At 47.3% G+C, this 18,178-nt stretch carries 20 protein-coding genes; 15 read left to right on the top strand and 5 right to left on the bottom strand.

What is annotated here, in order from left to right; all coding sequences use genetic code 11:
- Window positions 1-12: 12 nt before the first annotated feature.
- The gene (locus HWI92_RS20085; protein WP_204658602.1) at window positions 13-1,026 is read right to left on the bottom strand and encodes a gliding motility protein GldB-related protein; all 1,014 of its coding nucleotides are present in this window, start codon (window positions 1,024-1,026) and stop codon (window positions 13-15) included.
- Window positions 1,027-1,040: 14 nt separating this feature from the next.
- Between HWI92_RS20085 and HWI92_RS20080 the strand changes: the two genes are divergently transcribed.
- On the top strand, window positions 1,041-1,916 hold the full coding sequence (locus tag HWI92_RS20080; RefSeq protein WP_204658600.1) for an NAD(P)H-binding protein: 876 nt from the start codon (window positions 1,041-1,043) through the stop codon (window positions 1,914-1,916).
- A 3-nt stretch (window positions 1,917-1,919) separates the two neighbouring features.
- Here the strand turns inward: HWI92_RS20080 and HWI92_RS20075 are convergent, their stop codons facing one another.
- The 3 genes from HWI92_RS20075 to HWI92_RS20065 form a co-directional block, all read right to left on the bottom strand.
- On the bottom strand, window positions 1,920-3,071 hold the full coding sequence (locus HWI92_RS20075; protein ID WP_204658598.1) for a TlpA disulfide reductase family protein: 1,152 nt from the start codon (window positions 3,069-3,071) through the stop codon (window positions 1,920-1,922).
- A gap of 33 nt (window positions 3,072-3,104) precedes the next feature.
- The gene (gene gatB, locus HWI92_RS20070) at window positions 3,105-4,598 is read right to left on the bottom strand and encodes an Asp-tRNA(Asn)/Glu-tRNA(Gln) amidotransferase subunit GatB (protein ID WP_204658597.1); all 1,494 of its coding nucleotides are present in this window, start codon (window positions 4,596-4,598) and stop codon (window positions 3,105-3,107) included.
- A gap of 138 nt (window positions 4,599-4,736) precedes the next feature.
- A complete protein-coding gene (locus HWI92_RS20065; protein WP_204658595.1) occupies window positions 4,737-5,306 on the bottom strand; it encodes a c-type cytochrome in 570 nt (189 codons plus the stop codon).
- 273 nt (window positions 5,307-5,579) lie between these two features.
- On the opposite strand from HWI92_RS20065, the gene rpmG reads away from it, so the two are divergent.
- The 9 genes from rpmG (at window position 5,580) to HWI92_RS20020 (ending at window position 11,059) form a co-directional block, all read left to right on the top strand.
- Window positions 5,580-5,762: a 50S ribosomal protein L33 gene (rpmG, locus tag HWI92_RS20060; protein ID WP_026632037.1), complete on the top strand. Its 183-nt coding sequence runs from the start codon at window positions 5,580-5,582 to the stop codon at window positions 5,760-5,762.
- A 64-nt stretch (window positions 5,763-5,826) separates the two neighbouring features.
- Window positions 5,827-5,979, top strand: a complete 153-nt coding sequence (locus HWI92_RS20055; RefSeq protein WP_138482365.1) for a DUF4295 domain-containing protein — start codon at window positions 5,827-5,829, stop codon at window positions 5,977-5,979.
- A gap of 241 nt (window positions 5,980-6,220) precedes the next feature.
- On the top strand, window positions 6,221-7,177 hold the full coding sequence (ftsY, locus tag HWI92_RS20050; protein WP_204658593.1) for a signal recognition particle-docking protein FtsY: 957 nt from the start codon (window positions 6,221-6,223) through the stop codon (window positions 7,175-7,177).
- A 31-nt stretch (window positions 7,178-7,208) separates the two neighbouring features.
- The gene (locus HWI92_RS20045) at window positions 7,209-7,373 is read left to right on the top strand and encodes a hypothetical protein (protein WP_204658591.1); all 165 of its coding nucleotides are present in this window, start codon (window positions 7,209-7,211) and stop codon (window positions 7,371-7,373) included.
- Between the two features lie 145 nt (window positions 7,374-7,518).
- Window positions 7,519-7,689 carry a type II toxin-antitoxin system RelE/ParE family toxin gene (locus HWI92_RS25660; protein ID WP_204658589.1) on the top strand — a complete coding sequence of 57 codons (171 nt, stop codon included), beginning with the start codon at window positions 7,519-7,521 and terminating at the stop codon, window positions 7,687-7,689.
- Window positions 7,690-7,692: 3 nt separating this feature from the next.
- Window positions 7,693-8,307, top strand: a complete 615-nt coding sequence (locus tag HWI92_RS20035; protein ID WP_204658587.1) for a PH domain-containing protein — start codon at window positions 7,693-7,695, stop codon at window positions 8,305-8,307.
- Between the two features lie 154 nt (window positions 8,308-8,461).
- Window positions 8,462-9,076 carry a PH domain-containing protein gene (locus HWI92_RS20030; protein ID WP_204658585.1) on the top strand — a complete coding sequence of 205 codons (615 nt, stop codon included), beginning with the start codon at window positions 8,462-8,464 and terminating at the stop codon, window positions 9,074-9,076.
- Between the two features lie 128 nt (window positions 9,077-9,204).
- Entirely contained in the window at window positions 9,205-10,515 is a 1,311-nt protein-coding gene (gene rimO / locus HWI92_RS20025; RefSeq protein WP_204658583.1) for a 30S ribosomal protein S12 methylthiotransferase RimO, read from the top strand.
- A gap of 67 nt (window positions 10,516-10,582) precedes the next feature.
- Complete coding sequence (locus HWI92_RS20020; protein ID WP_204658581.1) at window positions 10,583-11,059, top strand: DUF4293 domain-containing protein; 477 nt, start codon at window positions 10,583-10,585, stop codon at window positions 11,057-11,059.
- Between the two features lie 6 nt (window positions 11,060-11,065).
- Here the strand turns inward: HWI92_RS20020 and HWI92_RS20015 are convergent, their stop codons facing one another.
- Entirely contained in the window at window positions 11,066-12,040 is a 975-nt protein-coding gene (locus HWI92_RS20015; RefSeq protein ID WP_204658579.1) for a KpsF/GutQ family sugar-phosphate isomerase, read from the bottom strand.
- Between the two features lie 89 nt (window positions 12,041-12,129).
- Between HWI92_RS20015 and recQ the strand changes: the two genes are divergently transcribed.
- The 5 genes from recQ to HWI92_RS19995 are packed head-to-tail and all read left to right on the top strand — an operon-like array spanning window position 12,130 to window position 18,149.
- Window positions 12,130-14,343: a DNA helicase RecQ gene (gene recQ, locus HWI92_RS20010; protein ID WP_204658577.1), complete on the top strand. Its 2,214-nt coding sequence runs from the start codon at window positions 12,130-12,132 to the stop codon at window positions 14,341-14,343.
- A 48-nt stretch (window positions 14,344-14,391) separates the two neighbouring features.
- A complete protein-coding gene (gene purD, locus HWI92_RS20005; protein ID WP_204658575.1) occupies window positions 14,392-15,681 on the top strand; it encodes a phosphoribosylamine--glycine ligase in 1,290 nt (429 codons plus the stop codon).
- Window positions 15,682-15,684: 3 nt separating this feature from the next.
- The gene (locus tag HWI92_RS25460; protein ID WP_262897675.1) at window positions 15,685-15,807 is read left to right on the top strand and encodes a hypothetical protein; all 123 of its coding nucleotides are present in this window, start codon (window positions 15,685-15,687) and stop codon (window positions 15,805-15,807) included.
- Window positions 15,804-16,898, top strand: a complete 1,095-nt coding sequence (locus tag HWI92_RS20000) for a PSP1 domain-containing protein (protein ID WP_229248368.1) — start codon at window positions 15,804-15,806, stop codon at window positions 16,896-16,898. The genes HWI92_RS25460 and HWI92_RS20000 overlap by 4 nt, the downstream gene beginning before the upstream one ends.
- 57 nt (window positions 16,899-16,955) lie before the next feature.
- Window positions 16,956-18,149, top strand: coding sequence for an anhydro-N-acetylmuramic acid kinase (locus HWI92_RS19995; RefSeq protein WP_204658572.1), 1,194 nt, complete (start codon window positions 16,956-16,958; stop codon window positions 18,147-18,149).
- The last annotated feature ends 29 nt before the right edge of the window (window positions 18,150-18,178 follow it).

Here is an 18,178-nt window from a genome sequence, read left to right as displayed (position 1 = left end):
TAAGTAAAAAACTTACTCCTCTTCGTCCAGCTCGCCGTTATATCCCGATTCCTGCAATAGGAGAGCGGGTTTTTCCATCTGCATGAGCTCCGGCAGCTTCACATCGGGGTGCCCGGCCATATACTTGCTTACGATGCGCCAGCCTACCCAGCGGCCGATCGCGCCCGGTACTTTCTCTCCGATTTCTGTGGTAAATGGCCGTTCTTCGATGAACTTGCGCTTTTTGAGGTCGCTGTTTTCATAAATCAGCTTGCTGGACACCAGGTATGCCCATATATCCCTCTGACTATTGTAGGTACGCTTCAGATTCTCTTCCGAGTAGCCAACAATCAGGCTGTCGGGCGTGTCGGGCATAACCTGTTTTACAAACTCATACCCTTTTCCATAAGCAACCATATCGGCCAGCAGGGTGCGATCAGCAGGGTCAAGCCGGTTGTAGCGGTCCGAAACAAAGAACATAGCCGATGGAACGATATATTCTTTCTGGTACCGCCTGAGCTGATAGTCAAATACATTGGGGCGGTAAAGGGCAGCAGGACCACCGAAATAATCCAGCCCGACAATCATCAGCGAATCTGAAATGTACAGGTCATCACCCGTAAACCCCGTAGCGATCAGCTCAATTCTCGGTGCTTGAAAATTCGGGTAATATGATTTGACATGTTTGAATGCATTGGTAAAAGGCCTGATAATATTCGCCTCCCGATCTCCGATCAGGCTGTCGAGCTGGCTGGCAAACTGCCTGAATCCGGGATTTTGCATGATCCCGAACAAGTGTTGTGCAAGCTGGTTCGGGGGTACCGGCGCATGGGCGAAATAGACCTTTCCCAAGTGAGGATGTTTATCAAGAAAATTTTGTACCTCTGCCACGGATTTGCACGCATACAGGACTGTATCCAGGTTTTGATAATTTACATTTACTTCAACATCTTCCATAGCCGCCTCACTCTTCTGGTCCGTCTGACAGGAACCAAGCGCCAGTATAAGTAGGATCAGCCAGGCAAACTGAAGAAAACGAATGCTCATTTTGTGAAAAATTTATGACAGAACAGGTTTCAAAAGTAGGTAAAAAAAGTTTTGGTATCCTGGGATGCGGGTGGCTGGGGTATCCGCTAGCTCAACGTCTGAAAACCCTTCCTATTACATCATTGGTAAAAGGCAGTACTACCTCGCCTGCCAAAATAAACTTGTTTGAGGCCCAGGGCATTCAGGGCTACCTGATCGACTTGGGTAAGGAAACCGACCTTGCACAGGCGCTGGACAGCCCATTTTTTGAAGTAGACACCCTTATTATCTCACTCCCACCGCGCACCAAAGTGTATGGTGACGGCCACTATCCTTTACAGGTTTCTGCCATTGCAAACGCGATTAGAAAGTCACAGATCCGTGAGGTTGTATTTATCAGTTCCACCAGCGTGTACCCTGACCTTAACCGGGCAGTAACAGAGAAAGATGTGATTGAGGCGGCACAATCGGCATCTCAGGATATTGTTACTGCTGAAAAATTGATGGAAGATTTAAGGGCGGACAAAACGGTGACAATCCTGCGACTCGGCGGACTGCTGGGTTACAACCGCATTCCGGGCAAGTACGTGCGGGGACAAAAGAACCTGACTACAGGCGACCTTCCTGTCAATTACATTCACCGGGACGATGCCGTGGAAATTATATCAGCGATGCTCGTGCAGGGGATAAAAAGCGGGACCTACAATGTTGTAGCCCCATTGCATCCCAGTCGCCGGGCTGTCTATGATTTATGCTGTGCACAATTCGGATGGGAAGCTCCGACTTATGATTCACCGGAAAAAACGCCCGCATTCAAAATTGTTCTGGCGGAAAAGCTTTCAAGGGATTTTGATTTTAGTTACAAATTCCCTGATCCGCTCGGCTTTCATTACACTTTGGAGGAGCAATAGTCTTTATTGTCCGAGCAACTCCGTAAGCTTGCTTTCCAATGCAGGTCCGCGCAGGTTTTTAGCAATGATTTTCCCGTCACGGTCGAGCAGGAAAGTGGCGGGAATCGCATTCACGCCGTACGTCTGGGCTACACCGGAGTTCCATTTTTTCAGCTCCGAGCCATGCTGCCATTTGAGGTTATCACGTGCGATAGCCGTTTTCCAGGCTTTCTCATTATCATCCAGGGATACACCGTAAATAGAGAAACCTTTGTCCTTGAATTTATCGTACATCCGTACCACATTCGGATTTTCCATCCGGCAGGGTCCGCACCATGATGCCCAGAAGTCGATCAGTACATATTTTCCTTTGAGTGAAGAAAGTGCAAGCGGCTTGCCTTCGGGATCATTCAGGGTAAAGTCAGGCGCCTGCTCTCCCACAGCTAGACCAGCTGTGCGCTTCACCTGCCCAATAAAGGCTCTGGCCAGAGTAGGTGTAGGTTTTACCTGGTCGTAACTATCTGCCAGCTTTTTAAGTAATGGAAGATCTGTATCGGGATCCAGGAAGTTATTAGCTGTAAAAAGCGCAATCAGTGAAGTACCCATTTCAGGCAACAGTCCACGGATTACACCCAGCCGCTCCTGATCAGCCTTGGTATAAGCCTGCTGTATTTCTGCTATTTTCTTGGTGTCTTTCTTTTCTTCGGCAGCAGCAAATTCCTCGTTCCATACCGTCACTTTTTTGGAGAAGTCCTGCATCAGGCGGTCAACCTTTCCATAGTACTCCATATTTTTGGAACCTGTCACTTCCGATCCGCCTCCGTTTCCTTTGGCATCTTTGCTTGTTCCATCTGCAAGTACATTAAAAGTCTCGCCGCCTTCCACCAGCAGAACCACCTTCTGACGACCTGCTATATTTAAAGTAAAAAAGCTGCCTCTATCCTTTTCTGTACCCTGTAATTTGAAAGTACCATCATTGGCTACCATCGCCGAGTCGATCACGATCGCGGAACCGTTTGCAGCTGACTGTGCCAGAATGACCTTTTCACCCTTCGCACCATTTTTCACCTTTCCGTTTACCGTAAACTTCATGGGTTCCAGGTTCTGGGCTACTGCCAGCATTCCGGTAAGGCAAAGAAGGCAGGCAAGAAATACGGGCTTGATATACTTTTTCATAATCTCAGGTGGACCTTTTTTGTGACAGTATGCTTATAGTTTCCGGGCAAGCAGCTGGTTTACGAGCTTGGGATCAGCCGTATTATTTGACTTTTTCATCACTTCCCCGACAAACAATCCGATAAGCCCTTTTTTACCCTTCCGGTAGGCCGCTACCTTGTCCGGCATCGACGCAATAACCTCCTCTACCAACGTTTCCAACTCATTTGTATTGCTGTTTTGCAGCCAGTTATTTGCAGAAGCGATATCCGCGGGCGACTCGTCCGGGGATGCCAGCATAGCTGGAAAAATCTTTTGTGAAGCCACACTGTTACTGATCACACCATCTTCGGTCAGATCAATAAGTGCCGCCAGGGCCTCAGGTTTGATCGGAAAAGCACTGATCTCACCACCGTGCTCATTCAGGAATGATTTTACAGGGCCCATCAGCCAGTTGGATGCTGATTTGTAATGCTTTGTATTTGCACAAACTGCTTCAAAATACGCTGCAAGCTCCCGGGTATCTGTGAGTACGGCAGCATCATAAGCAGGAATTCCATAAACGTTTGTAAATTTTTCACGCAGCTCCTGCGGCAGGGAAGGCATATGTGAGCGTATTTCGCTGAGCCACTGCTCGGAGATGATAACCGGACTGAGGTCAGGATCAGGAAAATAGCGGTAATCGTTCATTGTTTCCTTTACCCGCATTCCGAAAGTCTGACCGGTTTCAACGTCAAACATTCTAGTTTCCTGGCTGATGGTATCACCACTTTCCAGGGCAGTCACCTGCCTTTTTGTTTCAAACAAAATCGCCCGCATCATGTTGCGGATCGAGTTCATATTTTTGACTTCAACCTTGGTACCATATTCAGCAGCACCTCTTTTCCTGACTGAAATATTGACATCACAGCGAAGGGAACCTTCCTCCATATTGCCATCACTAATGCCCAGGTAGCGCACCAGCCGGCGGATTTCCGTTACAAATGCGCCGGTTTCCTCCGCCGATCTCAGGTCCGGCTCAGATACCATTTCAACCAGCGGCGTACCTGCCCGGTTGTAGTCGAGCAGCGTTTCGGTATCACTGCCGTCGTGGACAGACTTGCCGGCATCCTCTTCCAGGTGAATGTGGTGAAAGCGTATGACCTTCTCGACCAGTTTACCCTCTTCATTTTTTACCGAAATCGTAACTCCGCCTTTGTCGCAAATGGGACTTTTATCCTGGGATATCTGGTATCCTTTGGGCAAATCGGGATAAAAGTAATTTTTGCGGTCAAAAATCGTCTTGCGGCTGATCTCGCAGCCACAGGCCAGTCCGAGCCGCACAGCATATTCCACTGCTTTGCGGTTCACTTTCGGCAATGTTCCCGGCAACGCAATCGTCAGCGGGCCTATATTCGTGTTAGGCTCCGTACCAAAAAGGTTCCGGTCACGGGCAAACAGCTTGGATTCTGTCAGAAGCTGGCAATGCACTTCCAGTCCTATTACAGTTTCATATTGTGCCAACACTTCGTCTGTAATTACGGCAGGTAGCAAAGTCTCTGGGGTCATAACAAGTTACTGTTGTCTTGCAAAGATATAACAACCGCCCCAAATGCGGCAGTTCTGGTGCGGATGGGACTATGTGAAAACCACGAAAGTCCGGCTCGATACCGGCCGGACTTCCAAATTACGATCTGCAAATGCAGCTTATAAAGAGTTGATCCAGGTAGCTATTACCACGATGTCACCCTTTGGAACATGAGGCATTGGAGCCATCGGAGGATAGCCCGGCCAGTGCTCAGGCTTGGGGCTGTGCACCAGCTCCACGATCTGGTCCGTAGTATATTTCTTTTTGGCAACATCCGAGTATGCAGGACCAATTACCTTATCATAAGCCTGGTGGCAGGCAAAACATGCGTGTTTGTTGACCAAAGCCAATACATCAGCAGGAACAGGCTTACGCTTGGGAGGACCCGCAGGCGCTGCCTCGGCCCCTGCTTTAGAAGCATCGGCGGTTTTGGCAGCAGCACTGTCGCCAGCTGGCTTGGCAGCGTCGGCCTGAGCTGGTGCGGCAGCAGGAGTAGCCATCGGTGCCGACTCATCTACCGGGTTTTTACGATCGTTCTGAAGCTTTACCAAGGCAGCCTCTTCCCTCACTTTACTTCCCGAGCCATAGTAGTAATCATATTTTTCCTTATCTTCCTTGGAAGAACAGCTGATCAGCAGGGAAACTGCCAGAGCAGTAAAGGCCGCAGAAGTACAATGTTTAAGTGTCATTTTTTTCAATTTAAAAATTTCCGCCAGATTAAGGTTGTTGCAAAACTTATCACGAAGAAAACAAGTTTGCTCTGAATTTCCTTAACAATCGTGCCAGAAAATAGCATTTAATGTAGGTAAACTTTGCTGTACTTTGCTGTGCTGCAACTCCTTAACATTGCGCTTTCCACCTGATTAGATGCAAAAAATTGCGTGATATTTTAAAGCAGTTATTGCGTGCAAAGTCAAAAGTCTTTACTTTTGCAATCCTATTTTGTAAAACGATCGAAAGTAATGGCTAAGAAAGGCAACAGAGTACAAGTCATATTGGAATGCACAGAACAAAAAGATAGCGGTGTTCCAGGAATGTCACGTTATGTGACGACAAAAAATCGCAAGAACACGCCAGGCCGTATGGAGCTGAAGAAATTCAATTCATTCCTGAGACGTTATACGGTTCACAAAGAGATTAAATAATGATCTGACCAGGTCCTGGGACCGGTTTTGATACAAGTTATAACTTCATAAAACATATACAGACATGGCAAAGAAAGTAGTTGCTACCCTGAAAAAAGAAGGCGGTAAATCATTTGCCAAAGTGATTAAAGCCGTGAAATCTCCAAAAACAGGAGCTTACACCTTTAAAGAAGAAATCGTACCCCTTGACGGAGTTCAGGGCGCACTGAAAAACTAGTCTTCGACTTCGCTCAGACCGACAATCACTTGATCGTACGCAAGAGCATTTGTGCATTGAACAGTCAATTATCTATGATTGTCCGGTGACCAAAGTCGAATTGTTAGCCCGAGCGAGCCGGGTTGTCAGTCTGAGCCAAGCCACCTTGTCAGTCTGAGCGCAGTCGAAGACCCCATTTGCAAAAAAGTCCCTATTCGGGACTTTTTTTGTTTTATTTGTGAAAAATTAACATCCCGGCACTATGAGCTTTTTTGGTTTTTTTTCCAAAGAGAAAAAGGAAACGCTAGATAAAGGTCTTGAAAAAACAAAGGACAGCTTCTTTGGAAAACTGTCCAAGGCACTGGTCGGCAAAACTACCATCGACGAAGATGTACTGGATGAACTGGAAGATATACTCGTCAGCTCAGATGTAGGCGTGGAAACTACCGTGAAGGTAATCCGGCGCATTGAAGAGCGGGTCGCCAAAGATAAATACGCTACGACCAGCGAGCTCGACAGGATGCTCCGGGAAGAAATTGCAGCCCTGCTGACCGAGAATAAATCCATCGATGTAACCGACAGTTTTGAAACCGAACATTTACCCAAACCATTTGTGATTATGGTAGTCGGAGTAAATGGTGTGGGAAAAACCACCACGATCGGCAAGCTGGCACATCAGTTTCATCAGCGTGGTCACAAGGTGGTACTAGGCGCTGCGGATACTTTCCGGGCTGCCGCAGTGGATCAGCTGAAATTATGGGGACAGCGGGTCAACGTACCGGTTATCGACCATGGCATGAACACAGATCCTTCCGCAGTTGCATTTGATGCATTGAAAAAAGGAAGTGAAACAGGTGCGGACGTGATCATTATCGATACAGCAGGCCGCCTTCATACGAAAGTGAACCTGATGAATGAGCTTTCGAAAATCAAGCGGGTAATGCAGAAGATCATCCCTGACGCCCCCCACGAAGTCCTGCTCGTACTCGACGGCAGTACCGGCCAGAATGCCGTGATCCAGGCCAGAGAGTTTACTAAAGTCACTGAAATCACAGCCCTTGCCATTACCAAACTCGACGGTACGGCCAAAGGCGGCGTGGTCATCGGGATTTCCGATGAATTCAAAATTCCCGTGAAGTACATCGGCGTAGGTGAGAAAATGGATGATCTGCAGGTATTTGACCGCTCGGAGTTTGTGGACTCGTTGTTTAAGAAGTAGGAGCTGCAATCTGCATTTGCTAACTTGGGATATGGGCAAACTAAAAACATCGAAAACAAATCTGACCTTTGCAGGAAATGCATTGAGTGAAGAAAAGTTTAAAAACATGATCAGAGAGGTTGAGAAGGGTCCTTTTGTCAACATGCAGGAAATGGCAAAAACCATTGACAAGTGGAAGTCGAAGTACGCGAAGTAGTCATCAGCCAGGAAGCTATACAAAGTCTGGAAGATATTTACCTGTATGGTATTGAGACGTTCTCGTATGGATCCGCCACTGTCTTTATTAATGAACTATCCGATTTAATCAAGAGTCTTTCCACAGGGTATCTTCACCATCCTGAGTGCCGGCATTTGGCTCCCAAACGAAAAAATACCGGAATGCCCGATATGGAGGTTACCTCATCATTTACAAAGTATCGGATAGAATTGAGGTTTTAAATATAATTCATGCAAGCCGGAGCATTTCAAAAATAAGGTCAGTCCGTAAGATCAGTATCCTTCCCAAGCAATAGTCTTTGACAACTCGCGAGACCGTATTTTTGGTGCTTTTCGTATTCGCCGTAGCATGCGGACCACCATTTTTTATTGCTTATGCTACTTACCAGAGCAATCTCCGGACGCAGCGTATCCTTAAAGAACCTACACTTTTTACGACTTCAGCCTGGCGCTATTTTGTAAGACTTGATAGCATAATCGCGATCATTTATGCATGCATGGGTGTGATCATGTTTTGGTTTTACATTACAAGTTCCTTTCGTGACACAATGGCCCAGTCATTAAGTCTGCTGGTAACATTTCTGATGGATTTTATAGGATATGGCTTACTTAATCTGCTATTCAATCATTGGCGCCATGTCAAGGAGACAAGCCTGTTTTTTGAGCCGGGAAGTCGTATCATAAGAGTAAGAAGAGATGAATCTGAAAGCGTGCTCTCAACCGAAACCATTATTGGAGTTGATCGGTTTCACACTCGTGGCAAAGTGAATATTTACTATTATCAGTTTAGCCTGATAGACGATACCAAGGTAATTATTCCCGGTGGCACATACGGAGTAGAGGACATTTTCAAATATTTTGAAAAGCTAAACTATACCAACCACAAATGTTGGTTTCCCAAGATCCCTAAGTAGTTCATAATTCGACCGATCGGAGTTTGTGGACTCGTTGTTTAAGAAGTAGGATTAATTCCGTTAATCCCTGCAAGTAGCCGCAGGATACAATGTTTAATGCAGTTCTTGCGAAATGAAGGTATCTTAAAGACATCGGTCATAAGATACCTTTTTTATGGATACACTCATTGTTTTCCTGATTATTTTCGTACCTGCAAGCCTCATTTTGTGGTGGATGCTCCGGCATACAAGGGACACGATCGGCTCCAACTCGCCTCTGAAAGTAAAGCGTACTTACAAGATCACAGCCTGGTATTATTTCCTGACCTCATCCAATCTGCCCGGGTACTTCATGCTTCCAATAGGCAGCATGCTTCTGAAACTAATATTTACCATATACATCGGACCGGATGTCAGTTATCAGATCCTGGTGTGGCTCTTGCTGCTTGTAACAAGCCTGGCATGCATAGGTTTGGGACTATTCGTGATTGTTATGGATCTCAACCATTGGAACAATGTACAGGGAGTTACCATTGAAACTTTCCCGGAAGAACATGAACTTGAAATTACATTTTCAGACAGCAGCCTCAGGCTGAAAAATGGGGATATTGAAAGGATTGTGGTGGTTCATAATAATGCAAAGGCAAGATTTGCTTTTACAAGGTACTATCTTACAAATGGTGATTATTTTGTTCTCTCAGACAAAATGCCGGGTGACTGGGTGATCCATGAATATTTTAAAAAGATACCGGCCACCTTCTGCGTTACTGCATTTCCCCTGATCTCATAGTAGTTCCTGTCTGATTTTTCCCGAACTTTGCACCCCATTTCACCGTTCATAATCAGTCACTTTGACGGGAAATGCAGTTTTAACCATGTAAGCCGATAGCTGAATGCCTGTGGCCCCAGCTCATACCAATGAAAACCAAAGGAATAGTTAAAAACAAAGTCAATATCGTAACACTGGGTTGCTCCAAAAACCTTGTGGACTCCGAAGTTCTGTACACACAGCTGAAAGGAAACGGATTTAATGTGGCCCACGAATCCAAAAAGGACGACTCCCAGATCGTGGTGATCAATACCTGCGGATTTATTGACGGTGCCAAGGAAGAATCCATTGAAACGATTCTGAGGTATGCCGATGCCAAGGCTGCCGGTATTGTAGACAAAGTATATGTTACCGGCTGCCTCTCTCACCGGTACAAAGATGAGCTTTCTGTTGAGATTCCTACGGTAGATGCATGGTTTGGCACCAACGAGCTACCGCGCCTGCTCAAAACCCTGAAAGCCGATTACAAACACGAGCTCGTCGGCGAACGACTGCTTACTACGCCTGCCCATTTTGCATACCTGAAAATTGCAGAAGGCTGTGATCGCCCGTGCAGCTTTTGTGCCATCCCGCTGATGCGCGGCGGACACATATCCCGTCCTATTGAGGAACTTGTAAAAGAGGCGCAATCACTGGCAAAAAGAGGCACCAAAGAGCTCATCCTCATTGCGCAGGACCTTACTTACTACGGTCTTGATATTTATAAAAAAAGAAACCTGTCTGACCTGATGCTGCGGCTGTCCGATGTGGAAGGCATTGAATGGATCAGGCTGCAGTATGCATATCCTGCGGGCTTTCCGATGGATATACTGGATGTCATGAACGAGCGGAGCAACATTTGCAAATACCTGGATATGCCGCTGCAATCGGGATCTACGGAAATCCTCCGGTCTATGCGGCGTGGAATCACGCGTGAAAAAACCGAGGCGCTGATCAGTACGATACGTGACAAAGTACCTGATGTTGCATTGCGTACCACCCTGATCGTAGGACATCCCGGCGAGACCGAGGCATTGTTCGATGAAACGTATGAGTTTGTTGAAAAAATGCGTTTTGACCGTCTGGGGGCATTTCAGTACTCTCACGAAGACAATACCCACTCCCATACAATGGAAGACGACGTACCTGCTGAGATCAAGCAGGAGCGTGCTGATGCCATTATGGAGTTGCAGCAGGGGATTTCATACGATCACAACCAGGCCAAAGTGGGCCAAACCTTCAAGGTACTTTTTGACCGGAAAGAGGGCGGGCATTTTATAGGCCGTACCCAATTTGACTCTCCCGAAGTTGACAATGAAGTACTTATCCCTGCGGCTCAGTATGTGCGGGTCGGTGACTTTGCAGAGGTAAAAATTACATCGGCAGAGGAATTTGACCTTTATGGACAACTAATTTCCTGATAAACTTTGCGCTCCAAGCGTCTTTACTAATTTTGCTGTCCGTTTTTCGGGACAAACCACATCAGACATGATACAAAGAATACAAAGTATTTTCCTGGCCCTGACGGTCATTGGAATGGGGCTTTTTGTTTCCCTGCCTATTTGGAGTAAAACTTCGCTCAATGGTACAGAAAGGGCCGACCTGACAGCCACAACGCTTACGCATTACATCAACACCGTCCAGTCGGAAGTGCAGCCGGTATATTACCTGATCTTTCTCGGGATTGTGGTAGGAGCAGTCGCAGCTTATACCATTTTTCAGTATAAAAACAGGATCCTGCAATCAGCCTTATGTGCAGTAAACTCAATACTGATGACCATCCTGATGGGTCTGGTCATTTATTTTACGTTTTATAAAACTGCCAAGCTTTTTGATCCCAACTCACCCGGCCAGTACGATCTGGGCTTTTACGGGCTGGTGGGCGCTATGCTGGCCAATGTGTTTGCAAACCGCTTTATCCGTCGGGACGAACGTACGGTTCAGAAATCAAACCGGTTCCGGTAGGTCACATTACACAAGCCCCTCCCGGAGCAAGTCATGCAGGTGGACAAACCCAAGTACCCTGCCGTGTTCGGCAACCACCACCTGCGTGATACTTTTGGCCTGCATTAATTCCAGTGCTTTCACTGCATATTCATCCGGCCCTACACTGATCGGAGTGGCCGTCATAATTTGCCTTGCACGCAGGCCGAGCATATCATTTCCATTGAACTGTTTGAGCATACGCCGCAGGTCCCCATCCGTGATAATGCCTGCCATACCACCTTCATCATCCTGCACTGCAGTAGCACCCAGCCTTTTTGAAGTCATTTCAAGGATAATTTCCTGTAAGCCTGCATTTTCATGCACCACAGGCAATGCATTATGCGGGTAAATGTCGCAGATTTTAAGATAAAGCCGCTTTCCGAGCGACCCACCGGGATGGTACTTTGCAAAATCATCTGAGGTAAATCCGCGGGCTTCGAGCAGGCAGATCGCCAGGGCATCGCCCAGGGCCATTGCCACAGAGGTACTGGTCGTGGGAGCAAGGTTCAGCGGGTCTGCCTCTGCGGGAGCGAATGCGTGCAGCACATGTCCGCAGTTGCGGGCCAGGTACGAATCCCGGTTGCTGACCATGGCGATCATCTGCACGCCTGTCCGTTTCAGAAGGGGTACAAGTACCTTGATTTCCGCGGTATCCCCGCTTTTGGAAATAACCAGCACAACATCGCTGGCCTGGATCATACCCAGGTCGCCATGGATGGCATCGGCAGCATGCATGAACAAGGCGGGCGTTCCGGTGGAGTTGAGCGTGGCTACGATTTTCTGCCCTACAATGGCACTTTTACCTACTCCCGAGATCACCACCCGACCTCCCGAATGAAGGATCAAATGCACACAGCTTTCAAATTCATCATCAATCAATTCGACCAGAGAGTGCAGCGCATCAGCCTCCTGACGCAATACTTCTTTTGCTATTGACTGGATATTTTTTATTAATTTCAAATCTGAAATACAGTTTTATAGGGACTCTTGTATTGCTCATTTCAAGGCAAAGATATAGAAGTTTGGAATAACCATTTTGTTAACTGAGTATGGTAAAGAAGGTTGATTCAGTTGTATTGGACACATTAAAAGAGAAACTGAAAGAGATATTCGGGTACAGTCAATTCAGGGGTGACCAAGAAGTCATCATTCAAAACATACTGCTTGGAAAAAACACTTTCGTCATCATGCCTACCGGTGCAGGCAAGTCGCTGTGCTACCAGTTGCCGGCGCTGGTCAGTGATGGTCTTACCATAGTCATTTCACCATTAATTGCCCTGATGAAGAATCAGGTGGACCAGCTTACTGCTTTCGGGATCAATGCACAGTTCCTGAATTCGACCCTTACCAAGGCGGAGATGAACCGCGTAAAAACCGATGCGCTGGACGGCAGTCTCAAACTGCTCTATATTGCTCCGGAGTCGCTTACGAAGGAAGATAACCTGGATTTTCTGAAAAAGGTAAGGATCTCGTTTGTCGCCATCGACGAAGCACATTGTATCTCTGAGTGGGGTCATGATTTCAGACCTGAATACCGGCGCATTTACGGGATTATCGAGAATATCGGCAGCCTGCCCATCATTGCACTTACGGCCACTGCCACCCCCAAAGTACAGCAGGATATCCGCAAGAACCTGCAGATGGAAGAAGCAGAAACCTTTAAATCGTCATTCAATCGAAAAAACCTTTACTACGAAGTCCGTCCTAAAAAGGACATAAAGAAACAGCTGATCCGGTATGTCCGCAACAACAAAGGCAAATCGGGTATTGTATACTGCCTGAGCCGGAAAACGGTGGAAGAAGTGGCCGAGCTGCTGAATGTAAATGATGTGCGCGCGCTCCCCTACCATGCTGGTCTGGACGCCAGCACACGCATGGCCAACCAGGATGCTTTCCTCAATGAGGAAGTGGACGTAATTGTAGCTACCATCGCATTCGGAATGGGCATTGACAAGCCGGATGTTCGGTTTGTGATCCATTACGACGTTCCAAAGTCCCTCGAAGGATATTACCAGGAAACAGGGCGCGCCGGTCGTGATGGTCTGGAAGGCAACTGTCTGATGTTTTACAGCTATGACGATATTCAGAAGCTCGAAAAGTTTAACAAAGACAAAACTGTTACCGAACGTGACAATGCCCGTCACTTACTGAATGAAATGGTGGCCTATGCCACACTGGGCGTATGTCGTCGCCGCCAGCTGCTGAGCTACTTCGGAGAGTATCTTGAAAAAGACTGCGGCTTTTGCGACAACTGCAACAAGTCTACCGAAAAAACAAAAGTGCAGGATGGTATCATATTGATCCTGAATGCAGTATACCAGACTGAGCAGCGGTTCGACTGCGAGCACATCGCGGACCTGCTTACTGCGACTGAAAATCAGTATGTCAGAAGCTATGAGCACGACAAGCTGGATGTATATGGTAAAGGTCTTGAAATCAATGAATCGCGGGATTACTGGATTTCGGCCATCCGCCAGCTGGTAATCTTTAATTACCTTGAAAAGGACGTTGAAAATTATGGTATCATCAGGATCAGTGAAAAAGGGCTGAGATACCTGAGCGACCCCTACCCGGTTACCCTGCATAAAGACCATAACTTTGAAGAGGAAGAGGTTAAAGCAGAAGATGAGGAGAAGGATGTAACTACCGGCAATGGAAGTGCACATGCTTACGACGAAGCCCTGCTCGGGATGCTTAAGGCACTGCGTAAGAAGGTCGCCAAGGAAAAAAACCTGCCTCCGTATGTGATTTTCCAGGATCCGTCACTGGAAGAAATGGCTACCACCTACCCTACTACCCAGCAGGAAATGGCCCAGATCAATGGGGTCGGGATGGGGAAAGTGCAGAAGTTTGGCAGGCAGTTCATAGACCTGATCACGAAGTACGTCGAGGAGAATGAGATTGAAACTGCAAAAGATGTAGTCATCAAATCGACGGTTAATAAATCCAAAATCAAGATCTTTATCATTCAGCAGGTTGACAGGAAAGTGAGCCTGGACGAAATTGCCGAAGTAAAAGACCTTGCATTGGCAGATGTGATTGAAGAAGTGGAGCATATCTGCTACTCAGGTACCAAGCTCAACCTGGACTATTACATCAATCAGGTGATTGACCGGGAGCGGCAGCAGGACATTTACGATTACTTTATGTCCGCAGAAACAGATAATATCGCACGGGCGCTGGACGAATTTGCGAATGATGAAATCAGCGAAGAGGAACTAAGACTGATGCGAATTAAATTCTTATCAGAGCTGGCCAACTGACACGACTAGGATGCTGGCTGACAGTTTAGTGTTTATTTTAATCATTTTATGAACATACTTATATTGGGGTCGGGCGGAAGAGAACATGCCTTTGCCTGGAAAATCGCCCAAAGCCCTGTTTGTGATACGCTTTTTGTGGCACCGGGTAATGCCGGCACCGCAGGAATAGCAACGAACCTTCCTATTTCTTACAATGACTTTGAGGCGGTTGGAACAGCCGTACTCGAAAACAGAATCGAACTCGTTATAGTAGGTCCCGAAGAGCCCCTTGTCAATGGAATTGTGGATTATTTCGAATCAAGGAGTGACCTTTCCAGAGTGAAGATCATCGGCCCCAACAAGGCCGGCGCCCAGCTCGAAGGAAGCAAGGATTTTTCAAAACTGTTTATGCAGAAGTATGGTATCCCTACCGCATCTTCCCGCACATTCACTGCTGAAAATCTTCAGGAAGGACTGGATTACCTCGAAAATCATTCATTGCCGATCGTACTCAAAGCGGACGGACTTGCGGCTGGCAAGGGAGTGATCATTGCTGAAAAACACGCGGAGGCCGAGCAGGCACTTCGTGAAATGCTGCTCGACGGCAAATTTGGAGCCGCGGGTAACAAGGTTGTTGTAGAGCAATTCCTGAAAGGGATAGAATTGTCCGTCTTTGTTCTTTGTGATGGTGAGCATTACAAGATTTTGCCCGAAGCAAAGGACTACAAGCGCATCGGAGAAAACGATACCGGCCTCAACACCGGTGGAATGGGTGCAGTATCCCCCGTCGTTTTCGCAGATGCCAATTTTTTGAAAAAGGTAGATGAAAAAGTAGTGAAGCCTACCCTGCACGGACTGAAAAGCGAGGGTATCAAGTATGTAGGCTTTATTTTCATTGGCCTGATGAATATAAAAGGGGAGCCTTATGTGATTGAATACAATGTTCGCATGGGTGATCCGGAAACAGAGGTAGTAGTACCGCGCATTCAGTCTGATTTCGCCATGCTGATGGCTGCCACAGCGAAAGGCACACTGAATGATTTTGACATGCAGATCTCACCCCAGGTAGCGGTGACCACGGTAGTAGTATCAGGTGGTTATCCGGGTGATTACGAAAAAGGAAAGGTAATTTCCGGCAGCCAGAAAGTGGAAGATGTTTTCCTGTATCATGCAGGGACCACTTTCAACGGCAACACCGAAATTGTTACCAACGGAGGGCGCGTGATGGCCTTGACAGGCCTCGCCAATTCCCTTGAAAACGCTGTACACAAGTCACAGCGAGCTGCACAACTGGTTCAGTTTGAAGGGAAGTACTTCCGTCATGACATTGGTGTTGACCTTATTCGATATAATGATTGATAGATGAAGACGTGTAAATTATGGGATGTGGATCATGTTCGTCCGGAGGGTGCGGCACCGGTGGTGCTGCGGTTTCGGGATGTGGAGATAAAGGCAGCTGCGGTACAGGCGGATGTAACAAAATGAACGTATTTGACTGGCTGAGCCACATGGATGTGCCCGCCGGTCAGCGCTTTGATGTTGTAGAGGTAAAGTTCAAGGGGGGTAGGAAAGAATATTTCCGCAATATCAACCAGCTTGAATTTGTTACCGGCGACTATGTGGTGTGTGAAATGGCGTCTGGACAGCATATTGGCTCGGTGTCGCTGCAGGGTGAGCTGGTACGATTGCAGATGAAGCGTAAAAATGTTGCAGTAAATGATGACCTGCACGTGATTTACCGCATTGCAACCGAAAAAGACCTCGATAAGCATACCCAGGCCATGGCCAGGGAAATGCCTACTTTGTACCGTACCCGGGAAATTATCCGCGAAATGAAGCTCAATATGAAGCTTTCTGATGTGGAATTTCAATCGGATAATTCTAAAACAACTTTCTATTACTCTTCTGAAGAGCGGGTTGACTTTCGTGAGCTGATCAAGGCACTGGCTTCTGAGTTCAAGGTCAGGATTGAGATGCGGCAGATCAGCCTCCGGCAGGAAGCCAGCCGCCTGGGCGGGCTCGGCAGCTGCGGACGCGAACTTTGCTGTTCTACCTGGCTAACCGACTTCAAGAATATTTCTACTTCGGCAGCCCGGTACCAGAATCTCTCACTTAATCCGGCCAAGCTTTCGGGACAATGCGGCAGGCTGAAATGCTGCCTCAACTACGAACTGGAAACCTACATCGATGCACTGCGCGATATTCCTACGGTAGAGGCACCATTGAAAACCAAAAAGGGAATTGCCACCCTTCAGAAAACGGATATTTTTAAAAAGATTATGTGGTTCGGGTTTGATAAGGATACCAACTGGTACCCTGTGCCCATCAGCAAAGTAATGGAGATTATTGAGCTCAACAAGAACAATATAATTCCCGAATCGCTGGAAGTACTGACGCCTGAGGCCGACAAGTCACAGGATAAAACACCGCAGCGCCTGAACAGCGACCTGGAAAACCTCGATAAGAAATACAGCGAGGAGCAGAAGAAGAAAAAGAAGAAGAAAAACCGGTCGAATAAAAACAAGAACAATACCAGCAAGCCTCAGGCGCCACAGGCGGCCACCCCGGGCAAGTAGGTTTTTTTATAGCATTAGCAGGAAGTCAAGCTCAACACTTGACTTCTTTTTTTGACCATGAAGCAGCACATCGACCATTTACAGGCCATTTCACAAAAAGGAGAAAGACGGATCATCGGCCTGATGTCCGGGACTTCGCTGGATGGGCTGGACGTAGCACTATGCCGCGTGACAGGAAGCGGGACCCAGACACAACTGTCTGTGGAGCATTTCACAACGGTACCCTACGACGAAGCATTCAGGAATGAAGTCCGGAAAGTATTTGCCCAGCAGACCATTGATTTTCAACAGCTTTGCGTAATGAACCCCTATATCGGCACACTTCATGGCGGGATGATCCTGCAATGTCTGGAAAAATGGAAGGTCGCACCTGCTCAGGTGGATCTGATTGCAAGTCACGGACAGACCGTTTTTCACGCACCTCGCAAGCAGCACATGCTTTCAGGCTTTCCCAATGCAACCCTGCAGATTGGTGATGCTGACCATATTGCCGTCCACACAGGGATTATTACCATAAGTGATTTCAGGCAGAAACACATCGCCGCAGGTGGCGAGGGCGCGCCGCTGGCTGTTTATGGCGATTTTTTTCTTTTTTCAAATCCAAAGGAAAACCGCATTCTCCTGAACATGGGCGGCATTGCCAATTTTACTTACCTGCCTGCAAGTCTGAATGCCTCAGAAGTTTTTACAACAGACACTGGTCCCGGAAATACGCTCATTGATGCATTTACACGCAGGTTTTATCATCAACCATTTGACGAAAACGGCCATATTGCTGCATCAGGGCAGGTACACGGCGAACTCCTGGATACATTAAAAAGACACTCTTTTTTCTCCCAGCCCTTTCCCAAAACGACTGGTCCGGAAGTATTCAGTACAACCTTTGTAGAGCAAGTAATGGAAGGCTGTGCTGCAAAGCTGCAACCTGATGACCTTATTGCCACACTCACCCGGTTCACAGCAGAAACCATCGCCGGCGCCATTCATCATGCATTGGATGATGCCCTGCCCTATGTAATGTATGCAAGCGGGGGCGGTGCGCATAACCAAACGCTCATGCGGGCAATTTCGGAACTGTTGCCGGGCTTACCGGTAAAACAACTTGATGAACTCGGCGTATCCGGGGATGCGAAGGAGGCAGTTTTGTTTGCAGTACTAGCCAATGAAACCATGGCCGGAACCCACACATTTTTTGGAGCAAAAGATGGCGTGCCGGGTGTATCTTTGGGTAAGATATCCTTCCCGGGATAACTTTCGAAAACGCATTTTAACCAACATTA

The sequence above is a fragment of the Dyadobacter sandarakinus genome, from assembly GCF_016894445.1.
Lineage (GTDB): Bacteria > Bacteroidota > Bacteroidia > Cytophagales > Spirosomataceae > Dyadobacter > Dyadobacter sandarakinus.
Note: the sequence above shows the minus strand (reverse complement) of the source record. Positions and strands in the feature narration are given on the sequence as shown.

Bases quoted from the DNA above. Each gene is read 5' to 3' on its own strand.
- HWI92_RS20055 (WP_138482365.1), top strand. From the start codon at position 5,827: ATGGCAAAGAAAGTAGTTGCTACCCTGAAAAAAGAAGGCGGTAAATCA.
- ftsY (WP_204658593.1), top strand. From the start codon at position 6,221: ATGAGCTTTTTTGGTTTTTTTTCCAAAGAGAAAAAGGAAACGCTAGAT.
- HWI92_RS20020 (WP_204658581.1), top strand. From the start codon at position 10,583: ATGATACAAAGAATACAAAGTATTTTCCTGGCCCTGACGGTCATTGGA.
- HWI92_RS20065 (WP_204658595.1), bottom strand. From the start codon at position 5,306: ATGACACTTAAACATTGTACTTCTGCGGCCTTTACTGCTCTGGCAGTT.
- HWI92_RS20045 (WP_204658591.1), top strand. From the start codon at position 7,209: ATGGGCAAACTAAAAACATCGAAAACAAATCTGACCTTTGCAGGAAAT.
- HWI92_RS25460 (WP_262897675.1), top strand. From the start codon at position 15,685: ATGAAGACGTGTAAATTATGGGATGTGGATCATGTTCGTCCGGAGGGT.
- HWI92_RS19995 (WP_204658572.1), top strand. From the start codon at position 16,956: ATGAAGCAGCACATCGACCATTTACAGGCCATTTCACAAAAAGGAGAA.
- rpmG (WP_026632037.1), top strand. From the start codon at position 5,580: ATGGCTAAGAAAGGCAACAGAGTACAAGTCATATTGGAATGCACAGAA.
- recQ (WP_204658577.1), top strand. From the start codon at position 12,130: ATGGTAAAGAAGGTTGATTCAGTTGTATTGGACACATTAAAAGAGAAA.
- HWI92_RS20030 (WP_204658585.1), top strand. From the start codon at position 8,462: ATGGATACACTCATTGTTTTCCTGATTATTTTCGTACCTGCAAGCCTC.
- gatB (WP_204658597.1), bottom strand. From the start codon at position 4,598: ATGACCCCAGAGACTTTGCTACCTGCCGTAATTACAGACGAAGTGTTG.
- HWI92_RS20085 (WP_204658602.1), bottom strand. From the start codon at position 1,026: ATGAGCATTCGTTTTCTTCAGTTTGCCTGGCTGATCCTACTTATACTG.
- rimO (WP_204658583.1), top strand. From the start codon at position 9,205: ATGAAAACCAAAGGAATAGTTAAAAACAAAGTCAATATCGTAACACTG.
- purD (WP_204658575.1), top strand. From the start codon at position 14,392: ATGAACATACTTATATTGGGGTCGGGCGGAAGAGAACATGCCTTTGCC.
- HWI92_RS20080 (WP_204658600.1), top strand. From the start codon at position 1,041: ATGACAGAACAGGTTTCAAAAGTAGGTAAAAAAAGTTTTGGTATCCTG.
- HWI92_RS20000 (WP_229248368.1), top strand. From the start codon at position 15,804: ATGAACGTATTTGACTGGCTGAGCCACATGGATGTGCCCGCCGGTCAG.
- HWI92_RS20075 (WP_204658598.1), bottom strand. From the start codon at position 3,071: ATGAAAAAGTATATCAAGCCCGTATTTCTTGCCTGCCTTCTTTGCCTT.